Source organism: Pseudomonas segetis (assembly GCF_900188155.1).
Taxonomy (GTDB): Bacteria; Pseudomonadota; Gammaproteobacteria; order Pseudomonadales; family Pseudomonadaceae; genus Aquipseudomonas; species Aquipseudomonas segetis.
Genome location: NZ_FZOG01000002.1, coordinates 633,030 through 657,324 on the forward strand (window position 1 = coordinate 633,030; position 24,295 = coordinate 657,324).

General features: G+C 56.1%; 28 protein-coding genes. 12 read left to right on the forward strand and 16 right to left on the reverse strand.

Annotated elements, in window-relative coordinates; genetic code table 11:
- Positions 1-11: 11 nt before the first annotated feature.
- From zapE to CHB79_RS08825, 3 genes are all read right to left on the reverse strand, one after another.
- Complete coding sequence (zapE, locus tag CHB79_RS08815; protein ID WP_089359607.1) at positions 12-1,109, reverse strand: cell division protein ZapE; 1,098 nt, start codon at positions 1,107-1,109, stop codon at positions 12-14.
- Between the two features lie 90 nt (positions 1,110-1,199).
- Positions 1,200-2,549 (reverse strand): tryptophan--tRNA ligase, encoded by a 1,350-nt coding sequence (locus tag CHB79_RS08820; RefSeq protein WP_089359608.1) that lies wholly within the window; start codon positions 2,547-2,549, stop codon positions 1,200-1,202.
- Positions 2,550-2,566: 17 nt separating this feature from the next.
- Positions 2,567-3,193, reverse strand: coding sequence for an alpha/beta hydrolase (locus tag CHB79_RS08825; RefSeq protein ID WP_089359609.1), 627 nt, complete (start codon positions 3,191-3,193; stop codon positions 2,567-2,569).
- A 140-nt stretch (positions 3,194-3,333) separates the two neighbouring features.
- Here CHB79_RS08825 and CHB79_RS08830 point away from each other — a divergent pair, with 140 nt between their 5' ends.
- Positions 3,334-3,783, forward strand: a complete 450-nt coding sequence (locus tag CHB79_RS08830; RefSeq protein WP_010489846.1) for a Z-ring associated ZapG family protein — start codon at positions 3,334-3,336, stop codon at positions 3,781-3,783.
- Positions 3,784-3,841: 58 nt separating this feature from the next.
- On the opposite strand, the gene cysN is transcribed toward CHB79_RS08830, so the two are convergent.
- From cysN to CHB79_RS08845, 3 genes are all read right to left on the reverse strand, one after another.
- Entirely contained in the window at positions 3,842-5,740 is a 1,899-nt protein-coding gene (gene cysN, locus CHB79_RS08835; protein WP_010489845.1) for a sulfate adenylyltransferase subunit CysN, read from the reverse strand.
- Between the two features lies 1 nt (position 5,741).
- Complete coding sequence (gene cysD / locus CHB79_RS08840; RefSeq protein ID WP_010489843.1) at positions 5,742-6,659, reverse strand: sulfate adenylyltransferase subunit CysD; 918 nt, start codon at positions 6,657-6,659, stop codon at positions 5,742-5,744.
- 183 nt (positions 6,660-6,842) lie between these two features.
- Positions 6,843-7,601, reverse strand: coding sequence for a Nif3-like dinuclear metal center hexameric protein (locus CHB79_RS08845; protein WP_010489841.1), 759 nt, complete (start codon positions 7,599-7,601; stop codon positions 6,843-6,845).
- A 110-nt stretch (positions 7,602-7,711) separates the two neighbouring features.
- On the opposite strand from CHB79_RS08845, the gene algW reads away from it, so the two are divergent.
- A complete protein-coding gene (algW, locus tag CHB79_RS08850) occupies positions 7,712-8,872 on the forward strand; it encodes a Do family serine endopeptidase AlgW (protein WP_089359610.1) in 1,161 nt (386 codons plus the stop codon).
- 53 nt (positions 8,873-8,925) lie between these two features.
- On the opposite strand, the gene hisC is transcribed toward algW, so the two are convergent.
- The 10 genes from hisC to CHB79_RS08900 form a co-directional block, all read right to left on the reverse strand.
- Positions 8,926-9,981 (reverse strand): histidinol-phosphate transaminase, encoded by a 1,056-nt coding sequence (gene hisC, locus CHB79_RS08855; protein WP_089359611.1) that lies wholly within the window; start codon positions 9,979-9,981, stop codon positions 8,926-8,928.
- Positions 9,982-10,037: 56 nt separating this feature from the next.
- Positions 10,038-11,348, reverse strand: coding sequence for a histidinol dehydrogenase (gene hisD, locus CHB79_RS08860; protein WP_089359612.1), 1,311 nt, complete (start codon positions 11,346-11,348; stop codon positions 10,038-10,040).
- A 123-nt stretch (positions 11,349-11,471) separates the two neighbouring features.
- Positions 11,472-12,107, reverse strand: coding sequence for an ATP phosphoribosyltransferase (hisG, locus tag CHB79_RS08865; protein WP_010489834.1), 636 nt, complete (start codon positions 12,105-12,107; stop codon positions 11,472-11,474).
- A 93-nt stretch (positions 12,108-12,200) separates the two neighbouring features.
- Positions 12,201-13,466 carry a UDP-N-acetylglucosamine 1-carboxyvinyltransferase gene (gene murA, locus CHB79_RS08870; protein ID WP_010489832.1) on the reverse strand — a complete coding sequence of 422 codons (1,266 nt, stop codon included), beginning with the start codon at positions 13,464-13,466 and terminating at the stop codon, positions 12,201-12,203.
- Positions 13,467-13,482: 16 nt separating this feature from the next.
- Entirely contained in the window at positions 13,483-13,722 is a 240-nt protein-coding gene (locus tag CHB79_RS08875; RefSeq protein ID WP_010489829.1) for a BolA family protein, read from the reverse strand.
- Between the two features lie 124 nt (positions 13,723-13,846).
- On the reverse strand, positions 13,847-14,194 hold the full coding sequence (locus CHB79_RS08880) for an STAS domain-containing protein (RefSeq protein WP_010489827.1): 348 nt from the start codon (positions 14,192-14,194) through the stop codon (positions 13,847-13,849).
- Complete coding sequence (locus CHB79_RS08885; protein WP_089359613.1) at positions 14,191-14,823, reverse strand: MlaC/ttg2D family ABC transporter substrate-binding protein; 633 nt, start codon at positions 14,821-14,823, stop codon at positions 14,191-14,193. The genes CHB79_RS08880 and CHB79_RS08885 overlap by 4 nt, the downstream gene beginning before the upstream one ends.
- Positions 14,824-14,835: 12 nt before the next feature.
- Positions 14,836-15,306: an outer membrane lipid asymmetry maintenance protein MlaD gene (gene mlaD / locus CHB79_RS08890; RefSeq protein WP_010489823.1), complete on the reverse strand. Its 471-nt coding sequence runs from the start codon at positions 15,304-15,306 to the stop codon at positions 14,836-14,838.
- On the reverse strand, positions 15,306-16,103 hold the full coding sequence (gene mlaE, locus CHB79_RS08895; protein WP_010489822.1) for a lipid asymmetry maintenance ABC transporter permease subunit MlaE: 798 nt from the start codon (positions 16,101-16,103) through the stop codon (positions 15,306-15,308). Before mlaE ends, mlaD begins: the two co-directional genes overlap by 1 nt.
- Positions 16,103-16,912 carry an ATP-binding cassette domain-containing protein gene (locus CHB79_RS08900; protein ID WP_089359614.1) on the reverse strand — a complete coding sequence of 270 codons (810 nt, stop codon included), beginning with the start codon at positions 16,910-16,912 and terminating at the stop codon, positions 16,103-16,105. The genes mlaE and CHB79_RS08900 overlap by 1 nt, the downstream gene beginning before the upstream one ends.
- A gap of 248 nt (positions 16,913-17,160) precedes the next feature.
- On the opposite strand from CHB79_RS08900, the gene CHB79_RS08905 reads away from it, so the two are divergent.
- From CHB79_RS08905 to CHB79_RS08950, 10 genes are all read left to right on the forward strand, one after another.
- Positions 17,161-18,135: a KpsF/GutQ family sugar-phosphate isomerase gene (locus CHB79_RS08905; RefSeq protein ID WP_089359615.1), complete on the forward strand. Its 975-nt coding sequence runs from the start codon at positions 17,161-17,163 to the stop codon at positions 18,133-18,135.
- Positions 18,135-18,659 (forward strand): KdsC family phosphatase, encoded by a 525-nt coding sequence (locus tag CHB79_RS08910; protein WP_010489814.1) that lies wholly within the window; start codon positions 18,135-18,137, stop codon positions 18,657-18,659. The genes CHB79_RS08905 and CHB79_RS08910 overlap by 1 nt, the downstream gene beginning before the upstream one ends.
- A gap of 11 nt (positions 18,660-18,670) precedes the next feature.
- The gene (lptC, locus tag CHB79_RS08915) at positions 18,671-19,237 is read left to right on the forward strand and encodes an LPS export ABC transporter periplasmic protein LptC (protein ID WP_010489812.1); all 567 of its coding nucleotides are present in this window, start codon (positions 18,671-18,673) and stop codon (positions 19,235-19,237) included.
- Complete coding sequence (gene lptA / locus CHB79_RS08920; RefSeq protein WP_010489810.1) at positions 19,224-19,760, forward strand: lipopolysaccharide transport periplasmic protein LptA; 537 nt, start codon at positions 19,224-19,226, stop codon at positions 19,758-19,760. Before lptC ends, lptA begins: the two co-directional genes overlap by 14 nt.
- A gap of 3 nt (positions 19,761-19,763) precedes the next feature.
- Positions 19,764-20,489: an LPS export ABC transporter ATP-binding protein gene (gene lptB / locus CHB79_RS08925; protein WP_010489809.1), complete on the forward strand. Its 726-nt coding sequence runs from the start codon at positions 19,764-19,766 to the stop codon at positions 20,487-20,489.
- Between the two features lie 135 nt (positions 20,490-20,624).
- Entirely contained in the window at positions 20,625-22,139 is a 1,515-nt protein-coding gene (locus CHB79_RS08930) for an RNA polymerase factor sigma-54 (protein ID WP_089359616.1), read from the forward strand.
- Between the two features lie 180 nt (positions 22,140-22,319).
- Positions 22,320-22,628, forward strand: coding sequence for a ribosome hibernation-promoting factor, HPF/YfiA family (gene hpf / locus CHB79_RS08935; RefSeq protein WP_010489806.1), 309 nt, complete (start codon positions 22,320-22,322; stop codon positions 22,626-22,628).
- 15 nt (positions 22,629-22,643) lie between these two features.
- Complete coding sequence (gene ptsN, locus CHB79_RS08940; RefSeq protein WP_010489804.1) at positions 22,644-23,108, forward strand: PTS IIA-like nitrogen regulatory protein PtsN; 465 nt, start codon at positions 22,644-22,646, stop codon at positions 23,106-23,108.
- Positions 23,109-23,124: 16 nt separating this feature from the next.
- On the forward strand, positions 23,125-23,982 hold the full coding sequence (rapZ, locus tag CHB79_RS08945; RefSeq protein ID WP_089359617.1) for an RNase adapter RapZ: 858 nt from the start codon (positions 23,125-23,127) through the stop codon (positions 23,980-23,982).
- Between the two features lie 12 nt (positions 23,983-23,994).
- Positions 23,995-24,267, forward strand: a complete 273-nt coding sequence (locus tag CHB79_RS08950; RefSeq protein WP_089359618.1) for an HPr family phosphocarrier protein — start codon at positions 23,995-23,997, stop codon at positions 24,265-24,267.
- Positions 24,268-24,295: the final 28 nt, after the last annotated feature.

Here is a 24,295-nt window from a genome sequence, read left to right on the forward strand (position 1 = left end):
TGAACGGCAGTTTACGGTTTATGCGCTCGCGCCAGGAACTCATGGGACTGCATTTCCAGCAAGCGACTGAGCGTACGCTGGAACTCAAAGGTCAAGCGCCCACCCGTGTATAGATCCTTGAGCTCAACTTCTGCCGAAATGATCAACTTGACGTTACGGTCGTAGAACTCATCAACAAGGTTGATAAAGCGCCGCGCCATATCGTCAGTGGCAACGCCCATCTGCTCGACATTCGCCAACAGTACCGCATGGAACACCTTGCCCAGCTCAATGTAGTCGTTCTGGCTACGCGGGCCATCACACAACTCACGAAACTCGAACCAGGCCACGTCCTCACAGACTCGCACCGCGGTGATCTGCCGGTTCTCGATACTGATCGACTCGTTCTCAACCGCATGCGTGCAATCGGGCAGCAAACTCTTGAAGCTCTTGTGCAGGCTGGCATCGGCCTCAGCACCTAGCGGCCAATGAAACAACTCCGCCTGCTCAAGGGCACGCAAGCGATAATCAACACCACTGTCGACGTTCACGATGTCGGTATGCTCTTTAAGTAAAGCAATGGCCGGCAAGAAGCGCGCACGCTGCAAGCCATCCTTGTACAGGCCATCGGGCACGATGTTCGAAGTGGCAACCAGGCTGACGCCGTTTTTGAACAACTCTTCGAGCAAGGTCGCCAAAATCATTGCATCGGTAATATCCGAAACAAAGAACTCATCGAAGCAGATAACCCGCGCCTCTTCGGCAAACTTCTTACCGATAATGGTCAGTGGGTTTTTCTCGCCCTTGAAGCCGCGCATCTCTTCGTGCACACGCTTCATGAAGCGGTGGAAGTGAGTACGCACCTTCTGCTCGAAAGGCAGAGCATCGAAAAAGGTATCGACCAGGTAGGTCTTGCCGCGGCCTACCCCCCCCCAAAAATACAGACCCTTGATCGGCGCCTGGCTTTTCTTGGCGAATAGTTTGCCGAACAAACCCGGCTTGCTGTTTTGCACGTCCGCGACCAAGTCGTCATACAGGCGCTGCAGATGGCGCACAGCCACTTCCTGCGCCGCATCATGAAAGAAGTCTGGACGTTTGAGATCGGCTTGATAGCGTTCTAGCGGAGTCATATTCGTTAGCTGAGCAACAAAAACGGGGCAGGTACTTTAGGCCCTGCCCCGCAGATAATCAATCAGCTATCAGCGCAAAACGCCGAGTTATTAGGCTTGCTCAGGCGCCAAAGCCTCGCGCAAGCGCTCAACGGCAGCCTTCATGGCCCCTGCATCCGCAAATTCAGGGCTGGTTGCCACGCTCTCACCATCGAGCCAAACAGCAAAACCATTGCCCTGCTCACGCACATCAAGTGGCTCACCGGACTGCAGATGCTTATTGACCATGCCCGCCGACTTGCCATCAGTAAAGGACTTCGAGAGCAGCAATTGTTCTCCAGAAGCATCGAGCAGACGAAAGCGGAAGCTGCCGTCGTCGTCACGGAAGCTGACAAAACGTGCACGCTTGCTGGCTTTCTTCTTCGACGACTCGGTGCTGGTGGTAACCGAGCGAAACGAGCGTAGGCCAACGGCTTCACGCAGCTGGATCAGGAACGGAGTGGCGATCTTGCGTGCTTTGGCTGCGCCGTCCAGAAGAATGTCTTCCAGGTCCGCGGGGCGTTCAATCAAGGCCTGGTATTTCTCCCGGGGCTCGCCCAACTCAGCATTCAACAGATCATTAAGCCGTTGCTTGGCATCCCCCCAACCCATGCCATCAATCAACTCGGCGCGGAACTGGGCTTGCTGTTCAGGCGTAGCGAATGCCTGGTAGAGAGTGAACAGGTGCGAGCTATCGGGGTCCTTGGCTTCGCCCGGCAGCTTGGAGTCGGTCACTATGCGCGCCACCGCGTCACTCATTTGCTTGGCGCCACTAAACAATGGAATGGTGTTGTCGTAGCTTTTCGACATTTTGCGACCATCAAGGCCAGGCAAAGTCGCCACATCTTCTTCGATCACCGCCTCAGGCAAGGTAAAGAGCTCCTTACCCTGGCCAAACAGGTGATTAAAGCGCTGGGCAATGTCTCGCGCCATTTCAACATGCTGTATCTGGTCGCGCCCCACTGGCACCTTGTGCGCGTTGAACATCAAGATATCAGCGGCCATCAACACCGGATAGCTGAACAGGCCCATGGTCACACCCGCATCCGGGTCTTCACCTAGCTCGATATTCCGGTCAACAGAGGCTTTGTAGGCGTGCGCACGATTGAGCAGGCCCTTGCCCGCTACGCAGGTCAGCAACCAGCAAAGCTCAGGAATTTCCGGAATATCCGACTGGCGATAAAAGGTCGCCTTGTTGACGTCAAGGCCACAGGCCAACCAGGTTGCAGCGATTTCCAGGCGAGAACGCTGAATGCGTAGCGGATCATCGCACTTGATCAGCGCATGGTAGTCAGCCAAGAAATAAAACGAATCCACATCGGCATTGCGGCTGGCAACAATCGCGGGTCGGATTGCCCCAGCGTAATTGCCCAGGTGCGGCGTGCCTGTGGTGGTAATACCGGTAAGAATACGAGTGGTCATGTGCGTTCGCTTACTAATTAGAGGCGCGGCAGTAACAAATCTTTTAGATCGGTCAGTTTGCCATGAAAAAAGTGCCCACATTCTGCCACGGTCAACAACTCATGTGGGCGCTCTAGCGCACTTGACCAGTCATAAACCAGCTGTGGCTCGACCACCTCATCAGCCTCAGGTTGTATAACGGTCATCTTGCAGCGCTGCGCCAGGGGTGTTTTTTCCAGGCGCATGACCGCCGGCGCGATCATGAACAGCTGTTGCACCTCGATGCCTTGCGCTTCCAGTCGCCCGGCGAGAGAGGCCGCAACAAAACCACCAAACGAAAAGCCCATCAAGGTCAGCGGCATATTCGGGTATTGTTCACCCAGCCACTGTGCTACAGCCTCGGCATCATCGACTTCGCCGGCGCCCATGTCATGCGTACCCTCGCTATTGCCGACACCGCGATAGTTAAAGCGTAGAGTGTGCAGGCCTGAGTCCCGCGCAGTACGCTGCAAAGTCGAGACCACCTTGTTGAGCATAGTGCCGCCCTGCACAGGATTGGGGTGACATACAAGCGCAACGCCGCGTGCATCGGGCACTTCAAGAGAAAGGGCTTCAAGCTGGCCGCTCGGACCTTGAATAAATAAAGCAGTTTCACGGGTAAGCAAAAGTGAACTCCGTGACCCATCGCAGGGTCGATTCGTCTAGGCTGTCAGCCTGCGCCAAAAACATATCGGCTCGCATTACGCTATACAGCGCAGGCGCCAACCGCTAACGTAAAGCAAAGCCGTTTAGAGAGGAAGGACTCGTGGAACAGACGCTAACAGCCTGGCTGATACCGGCCATAGCCCTGGTTGCAGGTATCGCAATAGGATTTCTAGTTGCGCGCTTGGCGCCCAATGCAGTTCCTGGCCGGACTCAACGCCAGCTGGACGACCTGCAAGAACGTTTTGACAACTATCAGAGTGATGTCGTCACCCATTTCAACACCACTGCAAATCTGGTTAAGAAACTGACCCAGAGCTATCAGGACGTCCAAGAGCACCTTACCGAGGGCACCAGCAAACTGGCCCTCGACGAGCTGACTCGGCAACGCCTGATGGCTGCACTGCATGCAGACGAAGGTGGTGATAAACGCGACAAGCGCGAACGCCTGACACCGCCACGCGATCACGAAACACCCAAGGACTACGCGCCGAAAATGGAGAACATTCCCGGCATGCTCGACGAAAACTACGGTCTGAAGAGCAAGCGCTAAAGCGCTTTGTTCATAGGCATAAAAAACCCGCATTAAGCGGGTTTTTTATGCCTTGCGGTTAGATCACACCACGCTCGCGCAACGCAGCCAGGACCATTTTCACGCCCTCATCAACCGAGACGGTCTGCGTGTCGATAACCACGTCGGCATCGAGAGGCACATCGTAGGGGAATGACTCACCCGGGATGTTGTCGCCATTAGCCGCATATAACCCCTGCGGATCACGCTCACGGCAAGCCTGCGGCGAAGCCTGGACATAGACAGTGATCAGGCGCTCGGCACCAATCAGTGTCCTGGCCTGTTCACGGCCTTCTGCATCCGGCGCCACGAAAGCAGCCAGGGTCAACAAGCCAGCCTCATTGAATTGACGCGCCACATGAGCGGCACGGCGCCAGTTTTCGGTGCGCCCCGAACGATCCTGTGCCAGACCCTTGTTGAGGTCATGACGCAGGTTCTGGCCATCCAGTACATAGACTCCACGGCCCATGTCGAACAGCTTGCGCTCTACCGCGTATGCCAAGGTACTTTTGCCTGCACCCGACAAACCACTGAACAACACGGTGGCGGGCTTCTGCCCCAGCCTTGCCGCACGCTCCTCTACCGAGACATGTGCCAGCTTGCCGTGATGCCCCGTACCTTGAGAACCAACAGCTTCAGCAATGATCATGCCCGCGCCAACAGTGCCGTTGGTCAGGCGATCAATCACGATAAACGAGCCTGTAGTGCGGTTGTGTGCGTAGCCATCCAACGCGATAGGGGAATCCAGTGCGATACGCACCTTGCCGATCTCGTTGAGCTGCAAGCTGCTCGCAGCCCCCTCTTCCAGGGTATTAACATCAACCCGGTGAGCAATACTGGCAATAGAGCCAGGCACATAGCTGGTAGCGCGCTTGATGTCATATTTCTTGCCCGGCAGCATGGGCTCATCGGCCATCCATACCAGCATCGCATCAAAGCTATCGGTCACCTGCGGCTTGCTGTCGGCGTGAACCAGCATGTCACCACGGGACACATCGATCTCGTCTTCAAGGGTCAGGGTTATCGCCTGACCCGGCCCCGCCTGCTCCAACTCACCTTCATAGGTCACGATCGATTTGACACGGCTGCCCTTGCCAGACGGCAGGACAACCACCTCGTCGCCCTTGTGCACGATGCCACTGGCAAGCGTACCGGCAAAGCCACGGAAGTTCAGGTTCGGACGGTTGACGTATTGCACCGGGAAACGCAAGTCATTGAAGTTGCGGTCACCAGAAATCTCAACAGTCTCAAGAATCTCCATAAGCGACTGGCCGTCATACCACGGCGAGCGCTCGCTCTTGCTGACGACATTGTCGCCCTTGAGCGCCGACATAGGTACGAAATGCAGCGAAGTCGGCTTCAGCGCAATACCTTCAGCGAACTTCAGGTAGTCGGCCTTGATCTGCTCGAAGACGCCCTGATCGAAGTCTTTCAAGTCCATCTTGTTGATGGCGACAACGATGTGCTTGATGCCAAGCAGGGAGGTGATGAAACTGTGGCGCTTGGTCTGCGTCTGCACGCCGTAGCGCGCGTCAATCAGGATGATCGCCAGATCACAGGTAGAAGCACCAGTTGCCATATTGCGGGTGTACTGCTCATGACCCGGTGTATCGGCGATGATGAACTTGCGCTTGGCAGTCGAGAAATAACGGTACGCCACATCAATGGTAATACCTTGCTCACGCTCGGCTTGCAGGCCATCGACCAGCAGGGCCAGGTCGACCTCCTCGCCAGTGGTGCCACTTTTCTTCGAGTCCCGGGTAATGGCTTCGAGGTGGTCTTCGTAGATCATCTTCGAGTCGTGCAGCAGGCGCCCGATCAGGGTGCTCTTGCCGTCATCGACATTGCCACAGGTCAGGAACCGCAGCAGTTCCTTGCGTTCATGCTGGGCCAGGTAAGCGAGAATGTCCTCGCTGATCAATTCAGATTGGTGCGACATCTTAAAAGTACCCCTGACGTTTTTTCTCTTCCATCGAACCTGCACCATCATGGTCAATTACACGACCTTGGCGCTCGGAGGTACGTGTCAGCAGCATTTCCTGAATGATGTCGGCCAGCGTAGTCGCCTGCGACTCAACCGCGCCTGTCAGCGGGTAGTCGCCCAGCGTACGGAAGCGCACCATCTTCTTCTGGATACGTGATTTTTCTTCGTCGGACATGTGCTCGAGAATGCGCTCATCATCGATCATGATCAGGGTGCCATTCTTCTCAATCACCTCGCGCTCGGCTGCAAAGTACAGCGGCACAATTGGAATCTGCTCCAGGTAGATGTACTGCCAGATATCCAACTCGGTCCAGTTTGACAGGGGGAAGACGCGAATCGACTCGCCCTTCTTCACCTTGCCGTTGTAGACATTCCAAAGCTCGGGGCGCTGGTTCTTCGGGTCCCAGCGGTGCTTGCTGTCACGGAAGGAGTACACGCGCTCCTTGGCACGGGACTTCTCCTCATCGCGACGGGCACCACCGAAGGCCGCATCGAAACCATGCTTGTCGAGCGCCTGCTTGAGGCTCTCGGTCTTCATGATATCGGTATGCTTGGCACTACCATGGGTCAGCGGGTTGATGCCCTGGGCAACACCTTCCTGATTGACATGGACAATCAGATCCAGGCCCATCTCAGCCTTCATCTTGTCGCGGAAGCTATACATCTCCTGAAACTTCCAGCGGGTGTCGACGTGCATAACCGGGAACGGCAGCTTGCCAGGAAAGAACGCCTTGCGTGCCAGATGCAGCATCACGGCGGAATCTTTACCAATGGAATAGAGCATTACCGGATTGTCGAATTCGGCGGCCACTTCACGAATGATGTGGATACTCTCCGCCTCGAGCTCTTTCAGGTGGGTCATTTTGTCGAGCATAGCTACTCACGATTTGCTTTGTAATGGGGCCAGCGGGCCGTGGACATGGGCGCACTCTAGCACAGCGCTAGCTTCTATTCAGGCCGCCTGCTAGATCAAAACGATCTAACTTTATGCTCAGTATTTTGCTCAGGAATCGCTCAGCCGAACCGCCCAAAGCAGCGCAACATGCTTAATCAAGCCTCAAATCGGGTTGGCGCAATCAATGAATATATGTTCGATAGCGAAGCGTTTTGCCAGGTACTCACCGAGCGCCTGGACGCCGTAGCGCTCGGTGGCGTGATGCCCGGCGGCAATAAAGCTGATGCCGTTCTCCTGGGCGCTGTGGAAGGTCTGCTCCGAAGCCTCGCCCGTCAGGTACAGATCCACACCGGCCGCTACGGCCTCATCGATATACCCCTGGCCACCGCCCGTGCACCAACCAATCCGGCGAATCATCTGCTGCCCTTCCACCAGCAGCGGCTCACGACCCAGGACCTGGTGCACGCGTCGCGCAAAGTCACGAGCGCTCTGCGGTTCATCCAAAGAGCCAACCAAGCCAACAGTGCGTGGATTATCCGGGTTGAGCGGCCCCTCGACGGTGATTCCCAACTGCGCGGCAAGCTGAACGTTATTGCCCACGTCAGGATGCACATCGAGGGGTAAATGATAGGCAAGCACGCTTATATCATTGGCCAGCAAGGCCTTTAGACGACGCTGCTTCATGCCGGTAACGCATGGATCCTCGCCCTTCCAGAAATAGCCATGGTGAACCAGGATTACGTCCGCCTCGGCCTCAATCGCAGCATCGATCAGCGCCTGGCTGGCCGTGACGCCCGTTACCAGTCGCTGCACATTGGGCCGACCCTCGACCTGCAAGCCGTTGGGGCAATAGTCGCTGATGCTGTCCGCATTCAAATATCGCTGAGCCTCTGCAACCAGAGTGGTCAGGGCAATTGCCATTTTGTTTCCTCTTTGATTGATACTTGCCAATGCAATGTTCGCGCAGGGGCCTTTATAATGATCCACCTTAAGGGGCTCAGTTGCCCCTCGCAACTCTCAGGACTTCTTTGATGCTCAAAGCAGTGCGTTACTTTGGCTGGCCCTTGCTCGTTGGCATATTGGTCGCCTTGCTGTTTATCCAGCAATTTCCAGAATGGGTTGGCCTGCCTAGCCATGATGTAGAAGTTCGCCAGACGCCAAACAACAGGCGCAGCCAATCTGTTGGCCCGGCTTCCTATGCAAATGCAGTGAACCTGGCATCGCCTGCAGTCGCCAACCTGTACACCACCAAATACGTCAACAAGCCCGCGTTGCCACTGTTTGAAGACCCTCAATTCAAGAAATTCTTTGGCGACAACCTGCCAAGACAGCGCCGCATGGAGTCAAGCCTGGGCTCGGCGGTGATCATGAGTTCGGAAGGTTATCTGCTGACCAACAATCACGTGACCGCAGGTGCCGACCAAATTGTTGTAGCCCTGAAGGACGGCCGCGAAACATTGGCCCGCGTGATTGGCAGCGACCCGGAAACCGACCTGGCGGTGCTCAAGATTGACCTTGATAACATGCCGGCAATCACCCTGGGCCGCTCGGACAACATCAGGATTGGTGACGTGACCCTGGCCATTGGCAACCCATTCGGGGTCGGCCAGACCGTCACCATGGGCATCATCAGTGCCACAGGCCGCAATCAGCTGGGTCTTAATACCTACGAAGACTTTATCCAGACGGACGCCGCCATCAACCCCGGCAACTCGGGTGGCGCACTGGTGGATGCCGATGGCAACCTGGTTGGTATCAATACCGCGATCTTCTCCAAATCAGGCGGCTCGCAGGGGATCGGCTTTGCGATTCCAGTGAAGCTGGCGCTTGAAGTGATGCAGGCGATTATCGAGCACGGCCAAGTGATCCGTGGCTGGCTTGGCATTGAAGTACAGCCGCTAACCCCGGAGCTGGCTGAGTCATTCGGCCTTGAAGGTCGTCCAGGTATTGTTGTCGCGGGCATTTATCGCGACGGCCCTGCTCAGCGGGCTGGCCTGCAACCCGGTGATTTAATCATGAACATCGACGGCGAACCGGCAGGCGATGGCCGTCGCTCGATGAATCAAGTGGCCCGCACCAAGCCCGGCGACAAGATTCGCATAGAAATTCTACGTAATGGCAAGCCGATGGATCTCACCGCAGAAGTGGGTGTTCGACCACCAGCTTCAATCAGGACTGACGAGAACCAGTAACACCACGGCTGATACGCAGCCGCCCCTCAATCGAGGCGACTGCAGTGCATTGCTCAGCAAATGCCTTGCAAGGCGTCCAGTAATGCTCGGTTTTGTTCTGGCGTGCCGATGCTTATACGCAAGAACTGGGCAATACGCGCCTGCTTGAAGTGACGCACTATGATCCCTTGCTCGCGCAACTGGGCAGCCAGTTGCGCGGCGTCCCGCCCAGCGTGGCGAGCAAAGATGAAGTTGGCGGCGGAAGGAAGCACTTCAAAGCCCAAGCGCTCCAGCCCCACAACCACCTCCTCACGGCTGTTGATAACCGCCTGACAGGTCTGCTCGAAATACGCGGTGTCGGCAAATGCTGCAGCTGCACCGGCAATCGCAATGCGATCCAGCGGATAGGAGTTGAAGCTGTTCTTGATCCGCTCCAATGCCTCGATCAGATCGGCATGCCCCACCGCGAAACCCACACGCAAGCCGGCCAGGGAGCGTGACTTCGACAAGGTCTGGGTCACCAGCAAGTTCGGGTACTTATCCACTAGGCTAATCGCCGACTCACCACCGAAGTCGATATAGGCCTCGTCCACCACCACAACGCTTTCGATGTTGAGTTTCAACAACCGCTCGATAGCCTCAAGCGGCAACAGGCAACCTGTCGGCGCATTAGGGTTGGGAAAGATAATGCCGCCATTGGGGCGGGCATAGTCTTCGATCCGAATCTTGAACTGCTCATCGAGTTCGATAATCCCGGGCTCGATTCCATACAAGCCGCAATAGACGGGATAGAAACTATAGCTGATGTCCGGGAACAGCAGTGGCTTGCCGTGCTGGAACAACCCATGGAATGCATGGGCGAGCACTTCATCCGAGCCGTTACCGACGAACACTTGCGTTGTTTGCACGCCATGGAACTGCGCGATCGCCTGTTTCAGGCGATCGCTGTTCGGATCGGGATACAGGCGCAACTGGTCATTAACCTCAGCCTGCATTGCCGCAATCGCCTGAGGCGACGGCCCATAGGGGTTTTCGTTGGTATTGAGCTTGACCAACTTTGCCAGCTTCGGCTGCTCACCCGGCACATAGGGCACCAACTGCTTGACGAAGGGGCTCCAGAACTTACTCATTGCCCTACTCTCCTAAAATCCGACGGGGTGAAGCCGTCCACCCCAAATTGACTGAATCAGTCTTTAATCCGGTACTCGGCGCTACGTGCATGAGCCGTCAGCGACTCACCGCGCGCCAGAACTGAAGCGGTTTTACCCAGTTCGGAGGCGCCCTCGGCCGAGCAGTAGATAATTGAAGAGCGCTTCTGGAAGTCATAGACCCCAAGTGGCGATGAAAAGCGAGCAGTGCCCGATGTCGGCAACACATGATTCGGCCCCGCGCAGTAGTCGCCTAGGGCCTCAGCCGTGTAGCGACCCATGAAGATCGCGCCCGCATGACGAATCTGCGGCAACCACTGCTCGGGCTCTGCCACGGACAGCTCAAGGTGTTCCGGGGCAATCCGGTTCGCCACCTCAATGGCCTGCTCCATGTCGCTCACCTGAATCAAGGCGCCACGCGCTTGTAGCGAGGTGCGGATAATTTCAGCCCGCTCCATGGTTGGTAGCAGCCTGGCGATAGATGCCGCGACCTTATCGAGGAACTGGGCATCCGGGCTGACCAGTATCGACTGGGCATCTTCATCGTGCTCGGCTTGGGAGAACAGGTCCATGGCGATCCAGTCCGGATCGGTCTGGCCGTCGCACACCACCAGGATTTCGGAAGGGCCGGCAATCATATCGATACCCACCTTGCCGAAGACGTGACGCTTTGCCGTTGCCACATAGATATTGCCCGGGCCGACAATCTTGTCGACCGGCGGCACGCTCTCGGTGCCATAGGCCAGTGCCGCTACTGCCTGGGCACCCCCAATGGTGAAGACCCGATCGACACCCGCAATGGCAGCGGCCGCCAGTACGATCTCATTGATCTCACCGCGCGGGGTCGGCACAACCATGACCACTTCGGCCACTCCGGCAACCTTGGCCGGAATTGCGTTCATCAGCACCGACGACGGGTAGGTTGCCTTGCCGCCCGGGACATACAGGCCCGCACGATCCAGCGGCGTGACCTGCTGGCCAAGGACGGTGCCATCAGCTTCGGTATAACGCCATGAATCCTGCTTTTGCTTCTCGTGATAGCTGCGCACGCGCTGCGCAGCGACTTCCAGTGCTTCACGCTGAGCCGGAGTAATGCGGGTCAGCGCCAGCTCCAGGCGCTCACGGGGCAGGATCAGGTCAGCCATGCTGGCCACTTCAAGGCCATCGAAACGCTGGGTGTACTCGACCAACGCGGCATCACCCCGACTGCGCACAGCGGCGATGATCTCCAGCACCCGCTGGTTTACGCCGTCGTCCGACACACTCTCCCAGCTCAGCAAATGATCAAGGTCATGGGCAAAGCCTTGATCAGTGGCGTTGAGTCGACGTATAGCGATGGGAGCGGTCATATCGGGCCTCTTGAATTAGCAAATGCTCAAGCGCCCGTAGAATACCAGCCGCACCGCGCGGGCACCTGAGAATTCTGGCTATGACACGGATAGGCGGACGCAGCACTGGGCTGCGTAGAGGTATTAATTGGGGTGTCGGGACTCGACGGCCTCGCGCAAGGTGTCGATCAATGCCTGGATACGCCCATGCTGCATTTTCATCGAAGCCTTGTTGACCACCAGGCGTGAGCTGATGGTTGCAATCAGTTCCTGCGCTTCAAGACCATTGGCGCGCAGGGTATTACCGGTATCGACAACATCGATGATCTTGTCTGCCAGGCCGACCAGCGGCGCCAGTTCCATGGAACCGTAAAGCTTGATCACATCAACCTGGCGCCCCTGCTCGGCGTAGTAACGCTTGGCCACATTGACGAACTTGGTTGCCACACGCAGGCGCCCCTTGGGTTCGGCAGCACCCACTGCACCTGCGGTCATCAGTTTGCACTTGGCAATCCGCAAGTCCAGCGGCTCGTACAAGCCCTGACCACCGTACTCCATCAGCACATCTTTACCGGCAACGCCCAAATCGGCGGCACCATGCTCAACATAGGTCGGCACATCGGTCGCCCGGACAATCAGCAAGCGCACATCATCCTGAGTGGTCGGGATAATCAGCTTGCGGCTTTTTTCAGGGTTCTCGGTAGGCACAATCCCAGCAGCAGCAAGCAGCGGCAGAGTGTCATCAAGAATGCGGCCTTTCGACAGCGCGATGGTGAGCATGATGGTTGTAAATCCTTAAAAGCTAAACGTCGCGAACTTGAAGTTCCAAGTTCGCGTTACCCGCAATCTGACTGGCGGGACATGCGTTGCAACTCAGCCCGGAACGCGGCGAATCTTGGCGCCCAACAGTTGCAGTTTCTCTTCAATGCATTCATAACCACGGTCGATGTGGTAGATGCGGTCGATCAAGGTATCGCCCTCAGCCACCAATGCGGCGATAACCAGGCTGGCCGAAGCACGCAGGTCGGTGGCCATTACAGGCGCGCCCTTGAGCTTATCGGTGCCAGTTACAACGGCAGTGTTGCCCTCAACCAGGATTTGCGCGCCCATGCGGATCATCTCGTGGACGTGCATAAAGCGGTTTTCGAAAACGGTTTCGATCACAGCGCCACTGCCTTCGGCAATTGCATTGAGCGCAATGAACTGAGCCTGCATATCGGTTGGGAACGCAGGATAAGGCGCGGTACGCAAGGTCACGGCCTTGGGACGCTTACCCTTCATGTCCAGCTCGATCCAGTCAGGACCCGAGGTAATTTCAGCGCCCGCTTCTTCAAGCTTGGAAATCACCGACTCCAGCGTCGAGGCGTCGGTATCCTTGAGCTTGACCCGACCACCGGTCGCAGCAGCGGCAACCAGGTAAGTACCGGTTTCAATGCGGTCAGGCATTACGCTAAAGCGTGCCCCACCGAGACGCTCAACGCCATCAATGGTAATGGTGTCGGTACCGGCGCCCTGGATCTTGGCGCCCATGGCGATCAGGCAGTTTGCCAAATCAACCACTTCAGGCTCGCGCGCGGCATTTTCAAGTACGCTGCGGCCCTTGGCCAGGGTGGCGGCCATCATGATGTTTTCAGTGCCGGTGACGCTGACGGTATCGAAGAAGAAACGGGCACCGCGCAAACCACCTTCCGGTGCCTTGGCCTTGATGTAGCCGCCTTCAACATCGATCACTGCGCCCATGGCTTCAAGGCCACGAATATGCAGATCGACCGGACGCGAGCCAATGGCACAGCCGCCAGGCAGCGCGACTTCGGCTTCGCCGAAACGTGCAACCATTGGCCCCAGCACCAGAATCGAAGCGCGCATGGTTTTAACCAGCTCGTAAGGCGCCACCAGGGTTTTGATCGCCCGCGCATCCACTTCGACGGAAAGCTTCTCGTCGATAATCGGCTCGATGCCCATGCGCCCGAACAGCTCGATCATCGTCGTGATGTCGTGCAAATGCGGCAAATTGCAGATGGTGACCGGGGCATCACCGAGCAAGGTCGCAGCCAGGATCGGCAGTGCGGAGTTCTTTGCACCAGAAATGCGGATTTCGCCATCAAGACGAACGCCACCGGTAATAATTAATTTATCCATTACTGTCTCGCTGCCTCTAGGAACGCGCGGCCCATGCGGCACGGCTGAAGAATTTCATAGTCACAGCATGAATACTGCCATCGGCAATCCATGGATTCAGGTGTGCATAGACCTGCTGCTGACGCTTAACGGGGCTCAGGGCAGCCATTTCATCGCCGATCACATTCAACTGGAAGTTGCAGCCTTCGCCTTCAACTTCGACTTGTGTATTCGGCAGTTTAGCCTCCAGGAGACTTTTTACTTCTAGGGCCTGCATGATCAACCTCAATCAGCGTATTCATTAGCGACAGCGGAGCCTGAGCTCTCGGGGTCGCGCATCATACAAAAAAAGCCAGGAACCTGCGAATCCACAAGCATCCGCAGGTAAGGGTGCGGCACTACTACTCGACCGAAGGTAGAGTTGGGCTTGTCGCTCCGGGGCTCTGCTGGCCAGACAAAATCTCCAGCAGCTCGGAAACCTTGGCAATTTCCTGCATATCTTTAGGCAGGTTGCGCACTTCCAGGCTTTTACCTTTGCTCTGGGCATCGCGCATAAAGGCCAATAATAGCGAAAGCCCGACACTGCTGGATTTCTCCACTGCACCGCAGTCGATGACGCAGGTGCTGGCATTGCATGCCTTGAGCAGCTTGCCACCCTCTTTACGCAACTGCGGCCCGGAGCTGTAGTCAATCACACCCGAAAGCTGGAATACCCCGGGCGATAGCTCATCGATACTTGCCTGGCTCACGACTCACCCTTGGCCTGGCGTGCTTTGGCAACGGTCTCAGGCCAGGTGTCGATCACCTTGTCCAAATCATTGCCATTTTTCTGCATCGACTGTGAGAACTGGTCGCGGAACAGCTTACCGACGTTGATGCCATTGATGATCATGTTGCGCATCACCCATGAACCGCCTTTGTTGACCATGGTGTAGGCCAACGGATAAATGGTGCCGTTACCGTCCTTGATTTCCATGTTGACCGTAGCCCGCTCTGGATCCTGAGCACCGCTGGGCGGCAGGACACGAATGTCCTGGTTGTTGTACTCAAGCAGCGCATTGCCGTAGAACTGCATCAGGCTTTGCTTGAAGTTGGTCTGGAAGCGCTCCATTTGCGCCGGGGTTGCCTTGCGCGAATAACGCACGGTCATGACCCCACGCGAGATACCATCAACATCGACGACCGGGCCCAGGATCGAGTCCAGAGCGTGATAAAAGGCATCAGGGTCACTGCGATATTGCTCTTTATTGGCTTTCAAGTCATTGAGCAGCTTGGTGGTGGTTTGCTGGACCACCTCGTTTGCGCTTGGCGCAGCAACGGCGAGCAGCGGCAACGCCGCCAGCAATACGACAAGGCTGTTACGAAGTACTTTGAGCATTATCAGTCCCCGTTATTTGGATTCGTCTTTGTTTACGGAATTAAGCAAGAACTTACCAATCAGGTCTTCTAGGACCAACGACGACTGGGTGTCATGAATGGTGCCGCCATCTTTGAGCACCTCTTCTTCTCCCCCCACGCTGATACCGATGTATTTCTCACCCAACAGGCCGGCCGTCAAAATTGAGGCGGTCGAATCTTCTGGCAAATTATTGACCTCCTTGTCGATGGACATGGTGACGCGGCCGGTATAGCTATCACGATCCAGATCTATCGCCACGACCTTGCCTATTGTCACCCCGGCCATGGTCACCTTGGAACGCACGGTCAGGCCCGCAATATTGTCAAAGTAGGCATAGACCTTGTAGGTATCTTCAGAGCTACCCATTGTCAGACCGCTGACGCGCAGAGCCAGTAACATCAATGCCAGCAATCCGGCCAGCAAGAACAGGCCGACACCAACTTCCAGTGTGCGGTTTTGCATCAGAAATCTCCAAACATCAAAGCAGTCAGAATAAAGTCCAGGCCCAATACAGCTAGAGAGGCATAGACCACTGTTCGGGTAGTGGCTTGACTGATGCCTTCCGAGGTCGGCTCACAATCATAGCCCTGAAACACGGCAATCCAGGTCACGACAAATCCAAAAACGATGCTCTTGATCACACCATTGAGCACGTCATCGGTAAAGGACACGCTACTTTGCATGTTCGACCAGAACGATCCTTCATAAACGCCCAGCCAGTCGACCGCGACCATGGCGCCACCCCAGATACCGACCACGCTGAAGATCATCGCCAGCAAGGGCATCGAGATAAAGCCGGCCCACAACCTTGGCGCGACAATATGCTTGAGCGGATCGACACCGATCATGGCCAGGCTTGAAAGTTGCTCGGTGGATTTCATGTTGCCGATCTCGGCCGTTAGCGCGGAACCAGCACGCCCGGCAAATAACAACGCGGCAACAACCGGTCCCAGCTCGCGCAACAGGGTCAGGGCAACCATTTGCCCAACCGCCTGTTCCGAGCCGTAGCTGGACAGAATATTGAAGCCCTGCAACGACAGGACCATGCCGATAAACAGGCCGGACACCACAATGATCGCCAGGGACATGACCCCCACCGAATGCAGTTGCTTGACCAGCAGGTGAAATGAGTTGCCAGAGGTACCGCGCCCTAACAGGGCACGCACCAGGAACATTGATGAGCGCCCCAGGGTTGCGACCACATCAATACCGGCGCGCCCCAGCAATGCCACCCGTTCGATTGGTGTTCTTTTGCGCATTAGCGCGCCCCCAGTAAATCGTCGCGGTAACTAGCCGCCGGAAAGTGAAAGGGTACCGGGCCGTCGGCTGCGCCCTGCATGAATTGCTGAATTCGCGGGCTGTCCGACTTCATCAACTCACTGGGCGTGCCTTGTCCCAACACCTGGGTATTGCCCACGACATAGATGTAGTCAGCAATACTGGCAGTTTCAGCCAGGTCATGGGAAACCACGATACTGGTGATACCCAGTGCGTCATTGAGCAAACGGATCAATCGAACCAGCACCCCCATCGCGATGGGGTCCTGGCCAACAAAAGGCTCATCATAAATCAGAATCTGCGGATCAAGAGCAATGGCCCTCGCCAGCGCCACGCGACGCTTCATGCCCCCCGACAACTCATCCGGCATCAGGTCGATTGCGCCGCGCAGGCCGACAGCCTGCAGCTTCATCAGCACAATATCGCGAATCATTTCGTCTGGAAGCTTGGTATGCACACGCAAGGGAAAGGCCACGTTCTCGAATACATCGAGATCGGTAAACAGCGCGCCACTTTGAAACAGCACGCCCATCTGCTTGCGCATGTCGAACAATTCACTGCGCGACAACGTCGGCAGGTCGACTCCATTGACCCACACCTCCCCGGCAGAGGGCTTAAGCTCAGCGGCTATCAGCCTCAGCAGGGTCGTCTTTCCGCTTCCGGAAGGCCCCATGATGCCGATCACCTTGCCGCGCGGGATGCACACATCGATATTCTTGAAAATATCTCGGTCACCGCGCTTAAAACTGACGTTTTTAAGCTCAACCGCGTAATGACTATCGGCGCCCATCTAAACTCCTTACGAACAACTCCCTTGGTAGACGCATGGCATTAAACCGAAGACACCATGCCAACCATTAGGGCCGAATTGGGGATGCAGCATACCACCACCCCCAGAAGCGCTCCCAATATTAGCAAACACGGCAAAGCACTCATACTCATAACCAGCACACAAGTGCGACACAATTCTAAGATGAGCCAGCAACGCTTTCGGGCTATAATCGCTGGCTTTTACAGAGCACGACCTGGCCGACCGCTATGAACCAGTCAAACGACCTGATCAAATCCGCGCAGCGCACCATTCGCCTAGAGCTCGAAGCAGTTGAAGAACTGCTGCCCCGGATTGATGACAATTTCATCCGCGCCTGCGAGCTGATCCTTTCAAGCAAAGGCCGGGTCGTTGTAGTCGGCATGGGTAAATCAGGTCACGTCGGCAACAAGATCGCCGCTACTTTGGCCAGCACGGGCACCACGGCTTTTTTTGTCCACCCCGCCGAAGCCAGTCACGGCGACATGGGCATGATCACCCGCGACGACGTGGTACTCGCGCTTTCCAACTCGGGCTCGACCGCTGAGATCGTGACCCTATTGCCACTGATCAAGCGCCTGGGCATCAAACTGATCAGCATGACAGGCAACCCCGAGTCGGCTCTGGCCAAGGCCGCCGAAGTCAATCTCGATGCCAGCGTATCGAAAGAGGCTTGCCCGCTTAACCTGGCCCCCACTTCATCGACCACCGCATCGCTGGTGCTGGGCGATGCACTGGCGATCGCCCTGCTTGAGGCTCGCGGCTTTACTGCTGAAGACTTTGCCTTTTCGCATCCGGGTGGTGCCCTCGGCAGGCGTTTGTTGCTGAAAGTGGAAAACGTCATGCATACCGGCGACGGCTTGCCTACAGTCAAGCGAGGCACCTCGCTTCGCGAGGCTTTACTGGTCATGACCCAGAAAGGCCTGGGCATGACAGTCGTGATCGATGAAAACGGCTTACTGGCCGGAATCTTTACAGATGGTGACTTGCGCAGAACTCTGGATCGGGAAATTGATCTACGTGAAGCAACCATCGATCAAGTCATGACCGCCCGTGGCAAAACCGCCCGCGCCGAAATGCTCGCCGCCGAGGCCTTGAAGATCATGGAAGACCATAAAATCAGCTCGCTGGTGGTCGTTGATGACAACGACCGCCCAATTGGCGCGCTGAACATGCACGACCTACTACGTGCCGGAGTAATGTGATGACCCCAGAATTCAAAGAACGAGCCCGTGCGATCAAACTGGCGATTTTTGACGTTGACGGCGTGCTGACGGACGGCAAGTTATACTTCCTGGTCGATGGTAGCGAATTCAAGACGTTCAATACGCTCGACGGCCACGGCATAAAAATGCTGATCAACTCGGGCGTACGCACCGCAATAATCAGCGGACGCAAAACCCCTGTGGTGGAACGTCGTGCACAAAACCTGGGGATTCAACACCTTTACCAAGGCCGAGAAGACAAAATTGCAGTGCTCGACGAGCTCCTTGGCGAACTCGGCCTAGACTATGAACAGGTTGCCTACCTGGGAGATGATTTGCCCGACCTGCCAGTGATTCGCCGGGTGGGACTGGGTGTCGCGGTAGCCAACGCTGATTCTTTTGTGCGTCAACACGCGTTCGCGGTAACCCAAGCCAGGGGCGGAGAAGGCGCAGCACGCGAATTCTGCGAATCAATCATGCTCGCCCAGGGCACCCTTGAAGCTGCTCAAGCAGCCTACCTGTAGAACAGCAAACTATGCGCAAGCCACTGAACATACTGCTCCTCATACTCGGCGTACTGCTCGTGGCAGCTGCCGGGTATTGGAATATCAACCCGGACAGCTTCGCGGACAAACCTGCAAAGACCACGTCGCAAAGTACAATTGACTTTTATGTGGTCAACTCCAAAACCGTGCAATATCAACCCGACGGGAAATTGCATTACGAGCTCACAGCCGACAAAGTCGAGCATGCCAAAGCCTCGGACATCTCCTACCTGACACAACCCGACTTGCTGCTATACCGCGGAACAGAGCTGCCCTGGCATGTCCAAAGTGAAAAAGGCGAAGTCTCCCCGGGCGGTAAGGAGGTCGAGCTGATTGACAAGGTTCGCGTTGAACGCACCGATGCAAAGGGGCGGCCAACACTGCTTACGACCAGTCGCCTGACTGTAATTCCCGATAAGGAATATGCGCAGACGCAGCAAGCCGTTAGAATCGACGCAGCCAATGGGGTGACCACGGCGCAAGGAATGAAAGCGTATTTAAATGACAGCAGGATGCTCTTGCTGTCCAACGTAAGAGGCCAGCATGAGGTTCGTTAAAACCCTCCCCCTTCTGCTCAGCTTGGGTGCATCGCTAGGAAGCGTTCATGCCTGGGCTTTGCCAACTGACCGCGATCAACCGATTCGCGTGCAGGCAGACAGCGCAGAACTTGACGACAAGCAAGGTGTTGCGGTTTATCGCGGCGATGTCGTCATCACTCAAGGCACGATGAAAATCACCGGTGACACGGTCACCATTACCCAGAATGCCAAAGGCGAAATCGACGTTTTCACTTCAGTCGGACGCCCGGCCTACTATGAGCAGAAACCTGCGGTAGACAAAGAAATCGTCAAAGCCTACGGCCTGACCATCCAATATTTTGCAGCCAATGAACGTATTGTCCTGATTGACCAAGCCAAGGTCATTCAAGAGGGCAACACCTTCGAAGGCGAGAAAATCGTCTACGACACGCAGCGCCAAATCGTCAATGCTGGCCGCGCAACAGGCACCAAGGTGACCTCGCCGCGCCCACGCATCGATATGGTGATCCAGCCGAAGAACAAACCCACCCAAGGGCAGTAATTAATGGCTACATTGAAAGCCCAACACCTGGCCAAAAGCTACAAAAGCCGCCAGGTTGTCCGTGACGTTAGCCTGAGCATCGACAGCGGCCAAATCGTCGGCCTGCTTGGCCCTAACGGTGCAGGTAAGACCACCTGCTTCTACATGATCGTGGGCTTAGTGCAGGCTGACCAGGGACGCATCCTGATTGACGACCTCGACGTCAGCCATCAGCCCATGCACGGCCGCGCACGTGCCGGCATTGGCTACCTGCCTCAAGAAGCATCGATTTTCCGCAAGCTCAGCGTTGCCGATAACATCATGGCGATTCTTGAGACTCGCAAAGAACTTGACCGTGCTGGCCGTGAAGCTGAACTGGAAAGCCTCCTTGAGGAGTTCCATATTCACCATATTCGCGACAACCTGGGCATGAGCCTGTCCGGCGGTGAGCGACGCCGGGTTGAAATCGCCCGCGCCCTGGCAACAGCACCGAAATTCATCTTGCTTGATGAGCCATTTGCCGGTGTTGACCCGATCTCGGTTGGCGATATTAAGCAAATCATCCACCACTTGAAAGCCAAGGGTATCGGCGTGCTGATCACCGACCACAATGTGCGCGAAACGCTGGATATTTGCGAAACAGCCTATATCGTCAGCGACGGCCAGCTCATTGCGGAAGGCAACTCGGAAGCGATTCTGGCCAACCAGACGGTAAAAGAAGTCTACCTGGGCCATGAATTCCGCCTTTAACCCGGTTTTTCTCAACCGATTAGCGTCAACTGCTAGGCAAAGCACTGCAATTCGGGCATATAATTTGCTTCCTTGAGGCGCCCATCAGGCGCCCTGTAGTGGATTGCGCAAAGACGCCGGTAAATAAGGTCTGCAATGAAACCATCGCTAGTCCTGAAGATGGGCCAGCAGCTGACGATGACTCCTCAGCTGCAACAAGCCATTCGCTTACTCCAACTGTCGACCCTGGATCTCCAGCAAGAAATCCAAGAGGCACTGGAGTCAAACCCAATGCTCGAACGTCAGGAAGACGGCGAAGACTTCGACAACTCGGACCCCATGGCCGACGGCGCCGAGACCGCCACCGCCGAGCAGCCTGCACAGCAGGACAATTTCCAGGAAACCAGCTTCCAGGATGCTCCGCAAACCGTGGACAACCTCGAGGATGGCGAGTGGAACGAGCGTATCCCCAACGAACTTCCAGTGGATACCGCCTGGGAAGATGTCTACCAAACCAGCGCCAGCAGCCTGCCCAGCAGCAGCGATGACGACGAATGGGACTTCACCACGCGCACTTCGACCGGCGATAGCCTGCAGAGCCACATGCTCTGGCAGCTCAACCTGTCCCCCATGTCCGACAAGGATCGCCTGATTGCGGTTACCCTGATCGACTGCATCAATCCCCAGGGCTACCTCGAAGAAACCCTGCAAGAGATTCTCGAAGCCTTCGACCCGGAACTGGACATCGAACTGGACGAAATAGAAGCCGTCCTGCACCGCATCCAGCAGTTTGAACCCTCAGGCATTGCCGCCCGCGACCTGCGCGAATGCCTGACCCTGCAACTGCGCCAGCTGCCAGCCAAGACCCCCTGGCTTGCCGAAGCGCAACGACTCGCCAATGACTATCTGGATTTGCTGGGCAACCGCGATTACAGCCAGCTGATGCGCCGCATGAAGCTCAAGGAAGACGAGCTACGCCAGGTCATCGAATTGATCCAGAGCCTCAACCCACGACCGGGTTCGCAGATTGAGTCCAGCGAACCCGAATACGTGGTACCCGATGTCATTGTGCGCAAACACAACGAGCGCTGGCTGGTTGAACTCAACCAGGAAGCCATGCCCCGACTCCGCGTCAATGCGCAATACGCGGGTTTTGTGCGCCGCGCTGACTCCAGCGCCGACAACACCTTCATGCGCAACCAGCTTCAAGAAGCCCGCTGGTTTATCAAAAGCCTGCAAAGCCGCAACGAAACGCTGATGAAGGTTGCGACCCAGATCGTTGAACATCAACGGGGCTTTCTCGACTACGGCGACGAGGCGATGAAACCACTGGTGCTGCACGATATCGCCGAAGCGGTGGGCATGCACGAGTCGACCATTTCCCGGGTCACCACCCAGAAATTCATGCACACCCCCCGTGGCATTTACGAGTTGAAATACTTCTTCTCCAGCCACGTCAGCACCTCCGAAGGCGGAGAATGCTCGTCTACAGCGATCCGCGCGATCATCAAAAAACTGGTTGCAGCGGAAAATGCAAAAAAGCCGTTGAGTGACAGCAAGATCGCTGGTTTACTGGAGACACAAGGCATTCAAGTAGCTCGACGCACAGTTGCTAAATACCGGGAATCACTCGGTATCGCGCCTTCAAGTGAACGCAAGCGATTGATGTAACAGCTGATGAACAGGAAGATCGTCTCAATCACTATCGAACTGACCCGCTCTTAGCTAAAAGCAGCCATACTAAGGGCGTAAAGGTGTCAGGCTCGGTTACTGGGGGTCTTACGCGCCACAGTGTTCCGGCGGCAGGCAACTCGGCCTGTCTCTTACACACGGCAACAAGGAGAAAGCGGTATGCAAGTCAACATCAGTGGACACCAACTGGATGTGACCGACGCCCTGCGCGAGTACATCGACGAAAAATTCAGTCGACTAGAGCGCCACTTCGACAAGATCACGAACGTACAAGTCATTATGGAGGTCGAGAAGCTCAAGCAGAAGATCGAAGCCACCTTACACATTGCAGGCGGCGAGATAGTCGCCAACGCCGAACATGATGACATGTATGCAGCAATCGATTTACTGACCGACAAACTCGATAGACAACTTATCAAGCACAAGGAAAAGCAGCTCGACCGTCAACAGGGCGCAATGGCCCGTTGATATCGCCCTACTCCTATGATCCGACTTGAAAATATCCTGACCCCCGGCCGTTCCCTGGTGAACGTGCCGGGCGGCAGTAAAAAACGCGTTCTCGAACAGATTGCCAACCTGGTTGCGCGCGAATTGCCCGACCTCGATGGACAAGACATTTTCGAAAGCCTGATCGCCCGCGAAAAACTCGGGTCCACTGGTTTTGGTAATGGCATTGCCATTCCACACTGCCGTTTGCCTGCATGCAATGCCCCCATCAGCGCCTTGCTCAAGCTCGACTCAGCTGTCGACTTCGACGCGATTGATGGCGCTCCGGTTGACTTGCTGTTCGTGCTACTGGTTCCTGAAGCCGCTACGGATGAACACCTAGAGCTGCTTCGTCAAATAGCGAGCATGCTTGACCGCAGCGACGTCCGTGAGCGACTGCGCCAGGCACAAAGCAATGAAGCCCTGTACCAGGTTGTTGTCGACGTACAGAACAACAGCTAAACGACAGAGAACCTACATGCGCTTGATAATAGTCAGCGGGCGTTCAGGATCAGGTAAAAGCACCGCCCTTGATGTACTTGAGGACAACGGTTTCTACTGCATAGACAACCTGCCGGCCAGCTTGCTTCCCCAGCTAGCTGAACGAGCGTTTCAGCAGAAAGATTCAGCTCACCCCAATGTCGCGGTGTCGATCGATGCCCGCAACCTGCCAAGCGACTTGAACATGTTTCCCGAGTTGCTTGAGCAAGTCCGTGCGCGCAATGTTCAGTGCGACCTGCTGTACCTGGACGCCAACGAAGAAACGCTGCTCAAACGCTTCTCTGAAACGCGCCGGCGCCATCCGCTGACCAACGACAATCGGTCATTGGCGGAAGCCATTACCGATGAAACCCTGCTGCTTGAGCCAATCATTGATCTGGCCGACCTGAAGATAGACACCACCCACCTGAATCTCTACCAACTGCGCGACACCTTGGCCTTGCGCCTGCTGAACAAGCCGGATCCGGGCACTGCATTTCTGGTTGAATCCTTTGGTTTCAAGCGAGGCATGCCGGTTGACGCAGATGTGGTATTTGATGTGCGTTGCCTGCCAAACCCGTATTGGCGCGCTGAACTACGCGATTTCTCGGGGCTTGAGAAACCCGTTATTGACTATCTTGACAGCCAGGCGGATGTCCAGGAGATGTATCAGGACATCCATGCCTACCTGAGCAAATGGTTGCCACGCTTCGCGGCCAGCAATCGCGCCTATGTGACGATCGCCATTGGCTGCACGGGTGGGCATCACCGCTCGGTGTATATCGCCAACCGCCTGGGCAAAGCGCTCAAGGCCCAGCTCAAAAACGTCCAGACTCGCCACCGCGACCTCAGTTAAGGAATTGCCGCGATGCCCGCCTGCGAAGTAACCATTATCAACAAGCTCGGTTTGCACGCACGGGCTGCCGCCAAATTTGTCGGCGTTGCCACACAGTATCCTTGCAGCATCAAGATTGGCCGTACATCACAGAGCCTGGTCGACGGCAAAAGCATCATGTCGGTGATGATGCTGGCGGCAGGCAAAGGCACCTCGGTACACCTGCTAACCGAAGGCGAGCAGGATGAACAGGCGCTCGATGCCCTGCTCGAGTTGATCAACAACTACTTCGATGAAGGCGAATAGTGCGCGATTGCCGCAAACCAATGGGCGG